General features: G+C 53.2%; 13 protein-coding genes. All 13 read right to left on the reverse strand.

From position 1 onward, the window contains the following. Window positions 1-942, reverse strand: coding sequence for a hypothetical protein (locus tag HMPREF2872_RS01455; RefSeq protein ID WP_070630656.1), 942 nt, complete (start codon window positions 940-942; stop codon window positions 1-3). A 93-nt stretch (window positions 943-1,035) separates the two neighbouring features. Beyond that, complete coding sequence (locus HMPREF2872_RS01460) at window positions 1,036-1,242, reverse strand: hypothetical protein (RefSeq protein WP_049350571.1); 207 nt, start codon at window positions 1,240-1,242, stop codon at window positions 1,036-1,038. A gap of 133 nt (window positions 1,243-1,375) precedes the next feature. After that, window positions 1,376-3,034: a hypothetical protein gene (locus tag HMPREF2872_RS01465; protein ID WP_283118955.1), complete on the reverse strand. Its 1,659-nt coding sequence runs from the start codon at window positions 3,032-3,034 to the stop codon at window positions 1,376-1,378. Continuing rightward, window positions 3,034-4,857, reverse strand: a complete 1,824-nt coding sequence (locus tag HMPREF2872_RS01470; RefSeq protein ID WP_070630658.1) for a hypothetical protein — start codon at window positions 4,855-4,857, stop codon at window positions 3,034-3,036. The genes HMPREF2872_RS01465 and HMPREF2872_RS01470 overlap by 1 nt, the downstream gene beginning before the upstream one ends. Window positions 4,858-4,903: 46 nt before the next feature. Continuing rightward, window positions 4,904-5,314, reverse strand: coding sequence for a hypothetical protein (locus tag HMPREF2872_RS01475; RefSeq protein ID WP_070630659.1), 411 nt, complete (start codon window positions 5,312-5,314; stop codon window positions 4,904-4,906). A 103-nt stretch (window positions 5,315-5,417) separates the two neighbouring features. Next, a complete protein-coding gene (locus tag HMPREF2872_RS01480; RefSeq protein WP_070630661.1) occupies window positions 5,418-9,473 on the reverse strand; it encodes a phage tail tape measure protein in 4,056 nt (1,351 codons plus the stop codon). 108 nt (window positions 9,474-9,581) lie between these two features. Then, window positions 9,582-10,340: a phage tail tube protein gene (locus tag HMPREF2872_RS01485; protein WP_070630664.1), complete on the reverse strand. Its 759-nt coding sequence runs from the start codon at window positions 10,338-10,340 to the stop codon at window positions 9,582-9,584. Window positions 10,341-10,352: 12 nt separating this feature from the next. Beyond that, a complete protein-coding gene (locus HMPREF2872_RS01490; RefSeq protein WP_070630666.1) occupies window positions 10,353-10,817 on the reverse strand; it encodes a phage tail terminator protein in 465 nt (154 codons plus the stop codon). Window position 10,818: 1 nt separating this feature from the next. Further along, on the reverse strand, window positions 10,819-11,250 hold the full coding sequence (locus HMPREF2872_RS01495) for a phage virion morphogenesis protein (RefSeq protein WP_070630669.1): 432 nt from the start codon (window positions 11,248-11,250) through the stop codon (window positions 10,819-10,821). Between the two features lie 3 nt (window positions 11,251-11,253). Beyond that, window positions 11,254-11,664, reverse strand: coding sequence for a phage protein Gp36 family protein (locus HMPREF2872_RS01500; RefSeq protein WP_070630671.1), 411 nt, complete (start codon window positions 11,662-11,664; stop codon window positions 11,254-11,256). Between the two features lie 58 nt (window positions 11,665-11,722). Further along, window positions 11,723-12,712, reverse strand: a complete 990-nt coding sequence (locus tag HMPREF2872_RS01505; protein WP_070630673.1) for a major capsid protein — start codon at window positions 12,710-12,712, stop codon at window positions 11,723-11,725. A 41-nt stretch (window positions 12,713-12,753) separates the two neighbouring features. Beyond that, window positions 12,754-13,083: an oxaloacetate decarboxylase alpha chain gene (locus tag HMPREF2872_RS01510; protein WP_070630675.1), complete on the reverse strand. Its 330-nt coding sequence runs from the start codon at window positions 13,081-13,083 to the stop codon at window positions 12,754-12,756. Continuing rightward, window positions 13,076-14,026 (reverse strand): hypothetical protein, encoded by a 951-nt coding sequence (locus HMPREF2872_RS01515; RefSeq protein WP_070630677.1) that lies wholly within the window; start codon window positions 14,024-14,026, stop codon window positions 13,076-13,078. The genes HMPREF2872_RS01510 and HMPREF2872_RS01515 overlap by 8 nt, the downstream gene beginning before the upstream one ends. Window positions 14,027-14,117: the final 91 nt, after the last annotated feature.

Genomic DNA, 14,117 nt, shown 5'->3' on the forward strand with positions numbered 1-14,117 from the left:
TTACAGCTCCCAGGCTGTGAGGTTGATCAGCAGGCCGGAATGATTACCAAAAACTTTGACATACATCCATTTGTCGCCGGAATTGTCTAAATTATCGTAAACCGTACCCTGCGGAATAATTGCGTTACTCGGCATCGCTTCGTTTGTACGCATCAAACCCGGAACTAAGCCGCGAATCGCATATCTACTGTCATCAATCGCCTCAAAAAGATACAGATCGGAAGCCGTAAAGCCGCCACTGATAGGACTTGGGTAACTGGCAGCGGATTGAACCACATTAGAACCGGCATAAAATCCATTTGGCGCATCACCTTTGTAATCGCGCATGGCCGCGCAATGAAATCCGTTGGTGCTGCTATTAAGATTAATAAATCCTCTATCTCCATCCGCCCCTAGCCCCAATAGGTTTTGATGTTCATCCGCCACCGCCAGGCTTGGAAACTCTCCAAAATAGAGTACAGGGCTGCCGAACGAATCGCCCTGACTCAGCAAAACAAGGGCAAAGGCACGTGCATGACCTATTAAAACCCATCTCAATCTGAAACTATCGTCGTAATAACCGGCGCTAGCAAACCGAACCCTGTTCGAATTACGCCAAACATACTGAACAGCCTTGCCCGCTGTAGCAGATGTCGGCTCTAAAATCCCGCAGACATCGGTATAACGATTATTTCTGTCGCCACCTGCAAGATACTTCGTATCATCCACCCCCAGCCACCACTTTGTCGCCTTCGGGTGCGTGCTGCGGAAACAGGCTTCTTGCGTCTTTTCAAACGCCATTTCCCATCCCAGCCCGTCCTTGCGTTTATCACCTTCGCCGTAACCGGTAACCAAGCAGGCTTTTAAAATCGTTTTAATGCTGCCTGCCGCCGTTTCAACCCGCGGCGCACCCTCGTCATCCCAGCGGTAAACCTTTACCGGCACACGTTGCGTATCAAACATTTCAGACGGCCTTTCTTTTTAATTTGGTTTTTAAAACCCCATTAAAACAAAAGCCCCGAAAATCGGGGCTTGGCATGGTTGCAGTCGAGTATATTATTTGCGATTAATCCGCTTAAACTCACCGCGTTTAGCTAAATAAAACGGGAAGGCCACAATCCAAATCAGCAAGCAGGCAAGAAACCAGCTAATCGGTCCCATATTGCCCATCCCTTGAATCTGCCCCTTTTTAATGCCTATCGTTTGGGCATCAATCAATACCCAAATACTGGTTGCGATAACAATAATAGTAATAATATTCATAGTTTCCCTTTTGTCTTATTGGTTAATGACGTTGATATTCTAAATTAAACGGCATTAAAAATAAACAAACGGCAATAAAAGGTCGTCTGAAACCATGATTTCAAGCTTCAGACGACCTTTGCCGCTCCACCAGTTACTCAGCGACCGTATTACCGCGCAAACACGCGGTAAAACCATCGCGGCCGTTTTGCTTGTCCGGCGAAGGCTGAACACTGCGCAAAATCCATACGGGCAACGGCGTGCCGTAGGTGTTGAAACGGATGCAGTTTTGAGCCGACCAGCCGCCGCCGAATGCCGCCGCCTTGAACGTGAAATACGGCTTGCCGGTTGCAGGATTGGTCGGCGCAAGATCGGTCAAGGTATCGCTTTTTGCGACCAAGCCCAGCCGTTCGCCGTAAAGCTCAAATTGGGTTGGAGTAATGAATTTAATCAGCCAGCGCTCAGTAATCGCGCCATTACTGGCCAACTTAATCGGGTAGTCTTTGACATTGGCACGCGCCAAAATAGGCTCCCCGCGTTGCGCGTCACTCCACACATTGTCCCATGCCTGTTGCGAAAACGGCTCGGTAGCGCGCACCAGCAAATCGCCGCCGATCAGGGCGGAGGACACAAATGTATGCTCCTTCGGATAGTTGCGCCCAATCGCAAACTGGAGTTTCAGACGGCCTGAAATATCGACGCCGGTCACACGGTTTTCTTCTTCCCACGCACAAACAGCGGTCAGCGGCAGGGTATATTGCGACAAGTCCAATGGCTCGGCAAAAGTAATGCTGCCCGCCTTGAGGTCTGCCGTGTATTTTTCGGCGAGGACGTGCTTGCCTTTGGCATCGACCAAACAGAGGCGGTCGATGTTTTGTCGGTTGAGCGTGATTTTCTGGGCGGCGGTAAACGCGCTGCCCAAATCCTGCTTGAGCCGGTTTGAAATCACGACCATATCGCCTTTTCTAAACACGGGGACGCGTCCGTCGGCAGGCAGGCGCACGGCATCAATGCCGATAATCGACGAATCCAAAGGCAGGTTGTCTTGTGTCACGGCGTTGTAGCGTAAATCTTCGGGGTAGAAACCCTCATCGCGCTTGATTTCGTAAAAGCCTGTCTCGTAGTCGATTTTGCCCGTAATGCCGCCGGTAATTTCCCCGGCGGCGTTGCTTCTGCCGACAATTTCGCCATTGCCCGCGTAAACGGTAAAGCTTTCAGGCTTGACCGGCGCGGCAGGTGTGCGGCCTGCATAGCCGAATGTCTTGACTTGAGGTTTACGGACAATCCCGGAGTTTATTTTTAGGTTGATAAACCCGATACTGCGGTCCGTGATAGATACTTCGCCTTCTTCAGACAATGTTCCGACCGCCTCGCCGATACCGCGCTCTGCATCCCAGTTTTTATAAAGCGTGCCGCCTCGTTCAAAAAACACTGTCTTGCCGTCATGAAATGACCAGGTATTAAATACACAAATACTGCCTTGGTCGAAATCGCGCAATACGTTGAACGACAGGCCGCCGTTCAAACTGCCCTGGCGAAGGCCGCGGTCCGAATTAGCAAGGATATAATCAACCACCCATTCTTTAAGCTTTAAATTCTTGGTTACCGTCGTCTGAAGCCCATATTGGTGCTGCCATGTCGCCCCCAACGCAGTTTCGGCCTTCAGCCCCCACGGCGTAACTGTTACATTAAATGCCGATTTCGGCACGCGTAATACGCTTCCTGTCAAATTGATACCGGCTGTTTTATCTACGCTGACTGCACTGTCACCCCGACGTTTGCGGCCAAACATCTTCTTAAAAAATCCCATCATTACCTCAATGCATCAATGGCATAGCCGTTTGAAACAGAATAATCTTTCGCATCATCGACACGACCTGCTGCCGTAATTAAAATCGCCTGGAGATCAGGCACCTTGTCGCCGAAATTCAACACCCATTCATGCTCACTCTCGATTACTGAGAAGCCATTATCCATGACCGCATGGATACGCTCAGGCTCGGTGCAGACATAATTGACGTTATTTGAATTGATGTATGTGGGCATTTTTATCTCCCCGGTCAAATAATTGACATCGCCCGAAGCGTCTCCAGTCAATTTGCCTTTGCCGTCGTCTCTTGCTGTTTTTGAGCCCTTATCTTGCCAAGTCAGCACCAGAGACCCTGGCTTGACAGCGTGCCCCAACGAATAGATACACTGTCCCTCTGCACGTTTGGGGGTATTGCCGCCACCAAGTGCGCCCCCGTCAAACGCCACAAAACCCGAAGCAGCACCCCATTGAAATACCAACCTACTACCGATATCGGGCAGAACAGGTAAATTGAGCACAACCGACCCCGTCGCCGATGATACTGTGCCGACAGCTTTCCCGGCCGCATCACGCAATATACCGTCGCCCGAATCTGAGAGCAGATACCAAACGCCCAAAGCCATAAACGATACCCTCAAACTTCCTGCCAAGGGGATCGGGCGTAACAGCGGTGCGTATGATGTCCCGTGGTTAGTTTCTTTGATTTCTACCGCAAAAGCATATCGAGCAGATGATGTTTTAGAACCCGGAACCGCAGTTACCGTGTAATAACCTGACGGCAAACCACTCAAACGCCCATTGGCGTAATCAGCATTGACAACATTGTCGCCGCTTTTAAGTTGACCGAAGCCATTGTCTGTGTAGTTCCCAACCTTGATACTGCCGGGTAAAACAGCCGAAGGCAAAGTTAAGGTTCCACTATCGACACGCCCTGCAAAAAGCTGTTTTTCCGGCGCAGCGGCGACCCATGCTTCCCCGGGAACCGGGTATTCATCCGCATAAGGAGTCTCGACTGTCGAGGTCGGTACAAGCTTTTCGTAAATGCTTGACACCGTCAGCGCGGCATCTCCTGCCGAAAGGCCGTCTGATACAGGTTTTACGCCATAGTAAGCCGCGGAATCTGCAACTTGGGTTTCCAAAATCTTAACTTTAGACTCGGCATAACCCTTGACCGGATAATCGACACCGTCAAAATCTCGGGTTAACGGATTGCTGATTTCCATTTTGACTACACGGCGCGGCACTTCCTCGACCTCACCGTTTGATTTCGGAATCTCAAAAATGCGCACTTCGTCTTCGATGTTGATAATGCGGAAATACTCCGTGATACGGCGCGTCACATCTTTGGTTTTTTCTTCATACTGCAGGCAATAACGCTCGCCAACCTTCGGCAACGGAGCTTCTTCGCGCTGATATGCCTGCACAAGGCGCACGCCAGCCAAATGGCGGCCCAATAACGTCATACGGCTTTCCACTGTCGGCACCGAATACGCTTCAATACGCGGCATAATATCCGCGCGGCTCTCGCCGTAGTTGCGCGCTTTAAACGCCAAAAAAGACACGTTTTCAGAGGTCGGCGGCTCGGTAATGACGAAATGACCGCCGTAAAGCGGCTCGGAATCGTTGCGCAAGACGGCAGGGTATAGCAGACGCGCATCCAGGCTGCCCATCGTGCGGTCAACGTCGGAAATAGGTGGGAAAATCTCGTTATCCTCGCCGGTCAGCGGCTGACCGACCATCAAACCGCCGCCGTCAGGCGTATCGGTCATGCGCTGGCTTGGGTAAATCTGCAAATCCTGCTGCGTCAGGCGCGTTGTTTTTTCCATTTTTGAAACCTTTTTAAATCCTGTTTAAACCTGTTTTCAGACGACCTTAAAACGTCATCAGGCAGAGCTTGGCGGTGTATCGTTCGCTGTCCGCCTCCGGTGTTGAATAACGCACCGGCTCGACGCTGCCCAAAGCCGCGTCATGCGTGCGCCAAACGACATTAAACTCTCGTCCGTCATAATGCGTCAGCGTCATTTCCAATTCGGGGACGTCCGTCCAGTCTCGTAAAGTGCGCAAAGACCCCAAGTCCAGCCATACCCAATCGCCCGACAACGTAATCGGGCGGCCGTTTGCCTTGATGCCTTGCTGGATCACCAATCCGCCCGACAGAGTGCGCTGCGGCGCGGCCTGCGCCACCTTGTTCCAACTAAATTCATCTTCCCAGCGCATATCCTGCGGCAGATGTACGGCCACGCCATTGTCTTTTCGTTTCAACGTCCATTCTTGATTTGCCATTTCAGACGGCCTTTGCATATTTTTCTCAAAACCCTATTAAAACAAAAGCCCCGAAAATCGGGGCTTGGCATGGTTGCAGTCAGATGTTTGCAGGCCGTCTGAATTATGTCGTGCGCTTTAATGAAGCTTGTAAACTATTAATAAAACCGTTAACAGCTTTCTCGGCAACTGCCTGGTCGCGCTGCGCCAAAATTTGGTTGAGCTTTTCCGGGTCAATGTTAATCTGCATATTGCCGACTTGTTGCAACCGCTGGGCGGCATTACTGTTACCATACGAACCTTGGTTGCGGACTTGCTCTTGCGCGGCAGATTCGGCGCGCTTGCTGCGCTGCCTGCTGTAAATCTGTTGTTGCAAGTCGATTTGACGCTGATATTCGCGTGCAACGTCGGTTTGCTTGAGGCGGTTGGCATTGTCCAGTTTTTGCTGCAGTTCGCGAATTTTTCTTTCTTGCTGCAAAGAATAAATCGCTTCCGTATTACCATTAAGCTCGGCAAGTTCAGCCTCAAGCGCGCGGGTTGCATCATGTGCTTCTTGACGCAGGGCATTCAGCCGGCGTTGGGCATCGGATATCGCATTGCGGAATTTTGTCAGCTCAGTATTCCCCAATTTATTGGCAGCACGAGATGCCGCGCTGGCCGCATCGTTCAAGATATCCTGTGTCACTGCGCCTTGAGCAGAAGCATTGGTCAGCCTTTGCATCGCGGTATTCGCGTTGTAAATCTGTTGCGTGTACTCTTTCATCTGAGCAGCGCGGAATGTGGCCTCCATGCCCAGCTTAATACCAGAGAACTGCTGATTCATGAGATTTAATTGCTCATTATTGAGCTTATAAAACCCAGCCGTTTGCGTCAGACGGTAGCCGTAATCACTAAACGATTTAGATGCATTTGCCGCCGCTTTGGCTGCATTGTCTGCCTCCGCTGCCGCCTCTTTGTTGGCTGTCGCCACTTTTCTGACCGATTGGGCATGGTTTTCCGCCGCTTGCGAGCCTTTGTCATGCGCGGCTTTCGCGGCTTCGCCCGTTTTGAGGGCAGTATCGTTTAACCCTTGATAGGCGGCTTTGGCTTTTTCAGCACCGCCCGAAGCCGCATCGCCCAAACGGGCAAGCTGCTCCTGCGTCAACAGTGCCGCGTCGCCGCTGGCTTTGAGCTGGTGTTGAAACTCGGCAAATTCCTCCTTGCTTTTAAGTTTCCCCATCATTGCCTCAAAGGCTGCCTGTATCAGCTTGGCATCTTTTTGACCGGCGGCCGCCGCTTCTGTCGAGGCTGTCTGAAAATCAGCGAATGCCTGCCGCGCGTCGCTGCTGATGCCCGTCATCACGGCTTTGCTGTCTACACCGATTTTGGCGAAGGCATCGGCAACCTTGTCCGTCGACTCTCTTGCCGTATCTCCGATTTTCTTAATTTCTTCGGCCGTCAGCCCGGATTGTTTACCTACCTTTTCCAATTCAGCCAAAAGAGCATCGGTTGATTCTTTGCTGTCCATCTGCTTGAGCGCAGCCTGAAACACCCGGCCCATCTGCTCGGCATCATTACCAAACTGGGAGGCAACACGCGAAAAATTGGCAATACCTTCCGCCGCCTTTTTGCTTATGCCGGTGGTTACCTCTTCCGCCGTCAAACCCAAAGCCTCAAGGGCTTTTTGTGCTGCGGCAAGCTCGCCTGTATCTGCGCTGATTTTGACGTTTTTCTTATCAAGTTCGGCTTTCAGTTCGGCGGTTTTGGTACGCACGTTTTCCAACTTGATTGCCAGTTCGCTGTAAAAGTCGCTGGTTTCGCGACCGTCGGCACGCAAGGCGGCCATACTGTGTTCCAACGCTGACAACTCTGTTGCAGACGCACGATATTCGGCTTGTAGGGCCTTGACGGCGGCTGCCTCTTCTTCGGCAGCTTTTTTCTTGGCGACGGCGGCTTTTTCGGCGGCTTCCTGGGCTTTTTTATCCGCTATCTCCAACTCGCGCTTAATTTGGGCTTCGGTTTTGAAAAACTCGTGATACTTGTCGAGACTGCCGGTAGTAAACAGGCTATCCAAAATGGCAGGAATACGGGCGAGGTTATCGCCGAAAATTTTTGCTAAATCCGTGTTTTCGCGCAGCCAGCCGCCCACTCCACGGCCGACCTCAAAAGCCGCAAACAGTAATCCGGCATTGGATGCCGCGGTCTTGAGATTTTGAGCCAACGCTCCTGCAGCCGCCGCGCCATTACCGAAACCGTTACCGGCAGCAGCGGATTTGAGCGCGATGCCCAGCTCTCGTGCTGCGACAGTGGTCGACAGTATGGATGCTTTGGTTGCTTCAATTCCGACACGCTGGGTCGCAAATGATGCCGATACCGCACCACCAGTCAGGCGGACAGCCGCCTCATAAGCCTTGACGGCAACTGCGCCTGCTGCAAACAGCGCGGCAAGTTGCGTCAAAACCGGAAACTCTTCGGTAATCGCTCCGATTGCACTTGCCACACTGCCGGTCGTACTCGCCAATAGAGACACTAAAGGCAGCAACTTTTCGCCGACCTCGATAGCAACGTTGATGATTTCCTGCTTGGCTTTGGCAATCTGCGCCTCGCTGGTGGACATGGCATTGGCGACTTCTTTCTGCATCGCGCCGACGACTTGTCCCTTGTCGGCGACCAAGCCCAAAGCCTTTTCATATTCGCCCAACGAGCCGACCAAAAGCGCGATGTCGTCGCTATATTCCGTACCGAAGAGTTGCGAGAGCGTCAGGGCGCGGCTTTGTTTATCCAAGCCTTCGAGTTTGTGCAAGAAGTCCGTCAAAGCCTGCTGCGGATTGGCGGCGATATTGGCCGCCATCTCATCAGCAGACGTACCGATACCTTCCAAGGCCGCCTGAAAGTCTTTGCCCTGGCTTTGCGCGGTTTGCAGTTTTTGCAGCATGGCATTGATGGCGGTCGCAGCCACTTCGGGCGGTTTGCCCAATGCGATAAATGCGTCGGCAAGCGCGGCGGCTTCGTCGGCAACCAAGCCGAACTGTTTCGCTGTACCGCCGATACGCGCCATTGCGGCGACAATGTCTTTTTCTCGTGCGGCGGTATTGTTGCCCAAAACGTTGATGGCATCGCCGAGCTTTTCCACTTCGCCGATTGGAAGTTGGAACACGTTGGCAATCGTCGCGGCGGCATTGCCTGCCTCTTCAGCGGTCATGCCGAAGGCAACCGACATCTTGGACGCGATGGCGGTAAATTCCGACAACTTCTCAATTGGGATGCCGAGCTGTCCGCCAGCAGCGGCAAGATCCGCCATTTCAGCGGCGGAAATGCCCAATTCCGCACTCATTTTTTTCAGTTCGTCTGAAAGTTTGGCGTACTGCTCGTCGGTGCCTTCGGCAACTTTCTTCACACCCGCCATCGCGGTTTCAAACTTCATCGCCTCTTTGGCAGCAAACGCCAAGCCGCCTGCCTTACCGACCAAACCTTGAACTTCAGAGGCAATTTCGGAAATAGACGGCTTCACACCTTTCAGACTGGCTTCAAGTTCGCGCACCTTGCCTTCCTGCAACTGCGCCGCCCGGGCTAATTCTTCATGCGAGAGTGTGCCGCTGTTTTTAAGCAATTCGTAGGCGTCTTTGGTCTTTTGGATTTCCTGCCGTGCCTTATCGTCGGTATCGATGCCGAGCTGGATTTTTGCATCAGCAATGGCTTTTAGGGTTTGTGCTTCGGCGGTCAGGCGGTCTAGCTGCGCTGTTGCGGCGGCAGATTCGGACGACAGGCGCGCCTCTTCGGCGGCAAGATTTTTGACAGACACGCCCGATACCGACATCGCATCGCGGGCGGCATACAGCTTGCCCGTCAGCTCGGTTTCGCTTTTTACCAGGCGTTCGGATTCGGCACGCAGTTTCGCCAAATCGGCCTGCTGTTGCTGCGTACCGCCGCCGCGCATGGATTTCTCGAGCGTTGCGGTCAGCTCGTCCAAGGCGCGCATTTCTTTAGCTGTATTATCCAATTCCGCCGACAACGCCTTATATTCCGCAATCGCCGCCTGTTGTGCTTGCGCTTTCGACAGCGTCGCGCCCAGCTCTTTCGCTTCTTCCGTCAGTTTGCCTGTGTCAATGCCCGCCGCCTCGATGGACTGCGCCAGCGCGTCGATGTTTTCAACACCGGACACGCCCGCTTTAATCTCTAAACCTGCCTGAATATTCGCCATGATTTAATCCTGTTTTAAAACCACTTTAAAAAAGGCCGTCTGAAACCTGCCGCCGCTGCGCCTAGACGCAGAAGCCAGTTTCAGACGGCCTTTATTTATTACCGAATCTTAGTTGTTATACGACGTGAAGGAATAGGTCGAGGTCTCGCCCGAAGCCAACACCGCCGTGCCTTTGAATTCGGCTTCGTTGAAGTCGTCGCCGAACCAGTCGATACTGCCGTCCGCCGCCAGTACGGCATGGGGGATATGCAGGATGCCGGTCTCGCCGGTAACGCGGTTGCGGCCGTCAACGTAGATTTCCAAATCCAATCGGGACAAGGTCGCAGCAGAGACTTTGTAGCCGCCAGAATCGCGGGTTTTGTATTCGACGGTGATGTTTTCGCCGTCGTTGACGGTATCTGCGACCGGCAGGATGGTAATCATGCCCAAGGTGGCATTGATGTCCAAATGCTTGGCATCAACATTGACGTTTGACTTGTTTTTGACTTTGACGGTAGCCGGGTCGATGTTGCCGTTTGCCAGTTTGTACGCCATGCCTTTTTTGCCGATGGTCACGGTCTCGCCCGTAACGGTCTGCGCCGTAGCCGCGATGACGGCGGCTTCGCCCATCAGGGCAAGCGCAAGGTTGTCTTTGTCGAAAGTGTCGAGCTTCAGGCCGATTTCGGTAGGCTTGACGGTTTTCAGGCTGTCGAGTGCGCTGCCGTAAGTGCCTTTTTGCTTGGACACGCGCTCTTTGGTTTCCACGCTGGTTTGCGTGGTCAGGGCGGTGGTGTTGCCGATGTCGATAAAGCCCGAGCCTTTTTGATTGAGGTTGCGTACCTTGACGTTGCCCTCAAAGATTAAGCCGTGGTCGTTTTGTTTTGCCATGTGGCAGCTCCTTTAGTTTGCCGCCTGCACGGTGTCGCAGGCGAATGAAATAGGGTAAAAAGCAAAGCCGTCGTTGTATTCGATGGAGGGCGAGGCGATGCGGCGGAAAGGGGTAACGGCATATTCGTCGCCCGCGTCCCAGCCTGAAAACGCACGCTGGATTGCCGTCAGAGTCTCGCCGACTTCGTACAGCGTGGATTTGCCGTTGGCGGTATAGCTTCGCGCGAGAACAAAGGTAAAGTGCAGCGTCGATTTGAGGAATTTGCCGTTTTTCGCTTCGTCGGCAAAGGTCGAGCCGCCATAAACGACATAGACTGCGCCGTCCAGCGGGGCGGCTTTGCGCTTCGCTGTGCCTTGAGCGAGCAGCTCGGCAAGTTCGCCGATTTCCTTGACCGCCTTAATACCTTTGACGGTTTTCAGACGACCTAGGATTTCGGGATAGACCGCCAATAAGTTTTCATGCTGTTTCAAAGCCATATCAGACAATCAATCCTTCCAGCCAATCGGACATCAATTCGTCAATGTCCTGATAATCTTGCGAAGACAATCCTAAAAACGGACGCGCCGGCATGGTTTTCGTGCCTTCCTGCACATAAACCGAGTAGCCCATGATTGAGCCGGTAATCACGCTTTTTGCCGATGCCTCGTGCGTAATGCTTGCCAAGAGGTTGCCGTAGTCCACCAAAATCCCGCCGCGGCCGTTTTTGGCTGCCGCCGTTGCGGGGCTGACATCCTGCCAGCGTTTGCCGTCAGGCGCAGTTTTGGTTTCGGCGATACGGCGGCGGGTCGAAGATTCGAGGATGCCGCCGATAGCGCGCAAAGGCTCTTCAAGGCTGCCATTCAACCTGCCAGACAGGCGGTTCAGGCTTTGGGCGATACGAGATAAATCGTGTGATACCGTAATCCGCATTGCCTACTCCTTCAGCCATTCCCGCAAATCGGGTTCGGCATTGACATAAACGGCACACGTTGACGGTCTGCGGTCATCCGACACGCGGCTCTCGTCCAGCATATTCGGATTTTTGACGACCATCTTCAGCCAGGCGATTGCCGACTGATAACGCTCTTCGACAATACCTGTTACCGCATCGTCGTAGAGATAGTAGCGGGCGATGTCGCAGACTTTGATTTTCAAAACCTGCGGCGCGGTGTCGTTGGTAAAAAACAGTTTCGCCGCCCGAAGGTAGCTTGCCGCCTCTTCTTCCGCATCGGCTATTGCCGCTGCCATCACCGCTTCGTCTATGGTTTCGTAGTTTTCATGATTCGACCGTTCCGCCATTTCCTGTGCGCCGAAGCGGGTAATCATGTCTTGGATGGTAATCATGCCGTCCTCCGTTTTCAGACGACCTTTAAAACTGCCTTAAAGGCCGTCTGAAATCCGTTTAAGACATGGTCAGCGTTGCCAACAACTCAGGGCGCAGCGCAATCGGCAGCGGGTTGGACTGCATGTGCAGGCTCCAGCCTTTGTCGTGTTGCAATTTTTCGCGGCTGGCGTAATACGGCAGGGCGCGGGTGTTGACGGTGGCGTTCATGTCCGCCGGGGCGAAATACTCTTTGTAGAGATTGCGGCCGACCGGCAACAGGATGGCTTTGTCCGCACCGATATCGGCGTCGCTGCCGAAATGGTTGGCATACTCGATAAAGCGGATGCCCTTGTGGACAAACTCGGTCGGATTGAGCGTATCGCCTTCGCGGTAGGCGCGTGCTTCGTCGTAGCGTTTATACACTTCGAAGATGGACTTATGCTCTTTGAGCGCATTCAGGAAATCCATGCCGCAATACACGACCCAGCCGCGTACCTGCGCACCTTTGAATTTTTGGCGTTGCTCGGACAAGAGCTTGTCCAATACCGAGCCGACTTGGGTCTCGTCTTTCGACAATTCGATGTTTTGCGTTTTACGCTGCACGCCGAACTCTGTGTTGACGTCCAAAAGCACGCTGCCGTCTGCATCCAAAATCTTGCCTTGTAATGCGCCGAGCATCAGATGCTCGCGGGTGTATTCAAGGTCGGATTTGCCGCCGGCCAGCTTTTCATTGACCTTGTCCATGACGGTCGCAGCTTGGGTCGTACCGAAAGCGCGAAGGTTTTGCACGTCGTCGGCACGAATGACATCATGAATCGGCAGGTGTGGCACTTTGACGGTACGCACGGTACGTTTCGGACTTTCGACCGCCTGACCGGATGTGCCGCGCTCTTTGCTGGCAACCAAGTGGACTTTGCCGTCTTGGAACTCAATGTCGGCATAAGTGGTGGTCAAATATTCGGGTTCGAAAATACCCAGCTCGCGGATTTGGCTTGCGCCCGGGTCGATTTTGTTGACGGCGGTGGTCAAAGCCTGCACGCCAAACTTGCTGTTATCGGATAAAGGCATGATGTGTCCTTGTTAAATCGGGTTTAAAGGTCGTCTGAAAATCAGGCGATGGGCGTGCCTTGGTAAACGATGCCGTATGCGTCGCCTTCTTTTTTCAGCGCGTCCAAGGTTTTGCCGGTAGTGGCTGTTTTGACGTCCGCATCGGCAACTTTTGACAGGTCGATGATGCAGTTGATCGGCTGTACGACGACCTTGCCGTCGGCTTCATCAGTCAACGCAAGCAGCTTTTTGCCGCGCAGCGGGTACTCGACAAACTTGCCGGCCTTTGTGCCGGCATCGGCGGTAACGGCAACACGGGTCTGCGGCGTCGCCTCATATTTCAAAAAGTCGGAAATAACAGGGCCTAAGATTTCTGTTTTCACTTTAGACATAATAGCCTCCCAATGAGCCTTTGTGGCTGGCGATGGAGAACTTGCCCTCCGCCTCGCCGGTGTGTTCGGATTCGCCATTGCCTACGCCTTCGCTCAACAGCGCGGGCGGTACGACAGACGGAGCAGCTTTCGGCTTCAAATCGGCAATCATGGCTTCTGCCGCGTCAATGTCGGCAGACAAAAGCACGGTCATGGTTGCGTTGGACAAGCCTTCAAACTTGCCGTCTTCGGTTTCTTTGAAACCTGCGGCGGACAATTTCGCCTTGACTTGGTTTTTCTTGGCAGCCGCTTCGGCTTCTTTCAGCTTTTTCTCGGCTTCGGCTTTTTCAGCCTTGAGCGTATCGACTTCCGCTTTCAGGTCGTCAAACGCTTTCTTTTCTTCGGGTGTCATAGATAACTCCAAAGGTTGTTTAAAAATATCCGGCAAGGGACTGCCGTCCGACAACACCACCGCCTCCGTCTCGCCATCTACACCGACGGCGGTAAACGACACCTCGCGTATCGCACAACGGCGCAGGATGACGGCCGGCCCGGTTACCTCGTTGCCGTTGACGGACAATACTGCGCCCGCCGCCAGCTCCTCATAGGATTCCGCCTGCGCGTAAACCGACATTTCCCAAGGAAAACCTTGGTCGGCTGCTTCGGCGATCTGCGTGCCAAACTCGTTGGACAACAGACTACCTTCCGCAATCAGGCCGTCCGCCGTTACCGACAGGCTGCACACGCCCGCCATCTTGACGGGGGAATGCTCCAACAGGACGGGGACGGACGCTTTGTGCGACAGCTGGGCCAAATCGACGACTGTCTGATAACCGCCGTAGCCGAAGGGCTTGCCCGAATTGGCAACGCCTTTAAAAGTACGCACCTTGTCGGCACCGGTCGCCAGGGCAACCGGCAGCGCGGCGGACAATTTGATTTTGAGGGGGGTGTTGTTCGTATCCATTGCTCCATTTTGCCTTGCCAAGTTCAAAAAGACGGACGGCAGGATTTCACTTCCCAATCCAAATGCAAAAGCCGCCTAAAACCCGAATATC

It is taken from the genome of Neisseria sp. HMSC069H12 (assembly GCF_001812735.1).
GTDB classification, from domain to species: domain Bacteria; phylum Pseudomonadota; class Gammaproteobacteria; order Burkholderiales; family Neisseriaceae; genus Neisseria; species Neisseria subflava.